General features: G+C 72.1%; 1 protein-coding gene. It reads right to left on the reverse strand.

The window, feature by feature from the left end; genetic code table 11:
* Positions 1-67: 67 nt before the first annotated feature.
* On the reverse strand, positions 68-715 hold a 648-nt coding region (locus AC1DQF_RS21665; RefSeq protein WP_477527285.1), incomplete at its 5' end, for a 4-phosphopantoate--beta-alanine ligase.

Here is a 715-nt window from a genome sequence, read left to right on the forward strand (position 1 = left end):
ACGTAGTGGAGGTCGGCCTGGGTCACGGTCGCCCGGTGGATCTTGGACTTCATCATCGTGCGCAGCATCAGCTGCTCCTTTCGTGGGTGGTCGAGCCCCCGACCGGGGTGCCCGCCTGCTCGTCCGCCGGTGGGACGACGTCGAAGACGATCGGTGCGTTGTCGATGAGCCGGGTGGTGCCGACGTGGGCGGCCACCAGGATCCGACCCTCCCCCGTCTCGGGAGCCTCGCCGAGGTCGGTCGAGGTGAGCGCGAGGTAGTCGATCTCGACCGCCGGCTCCGCCTTGAGGACACTCATCGCGGCCCAGCGCGCCGCCGGGACGCCGTACGACGCCCGCTCCTGCCCCGCCCGCAGCGCGCGGCTCAGCGCCACGGCTGCCTTCCGCTGGTCGACGTCGAGGTAGCGGTTGCGGCTGGAGAGGGCGAGGCCGTCGGACTCCCGGACGGTCTCGGCGCCCACGACCTCGACCGGCAGGCACAGGTCGGCGGCCATCCGGGTGATCAGGGCGAGCTGCTGGTAGTCCTTCTGGCCGAAGACGGCGACGTCGGGCTGCACGAGGCCGAAGAGCTTGGCCACCACCGTCAGCACGCCGGTGAAGTGCCCGGGCCGGCTCTCGCCGTCGAGGATCTCGCCGAGGTGGCCCGGGTCGACCGTGACCGCCCCGTCGCTGCGCACGCCRTGCGGGTAGACCTCCTCGACGGACGGGGCGAAGAC

Source organism: Nocardioides sp. P4_G4 (genome assembly GCF_056401085.1).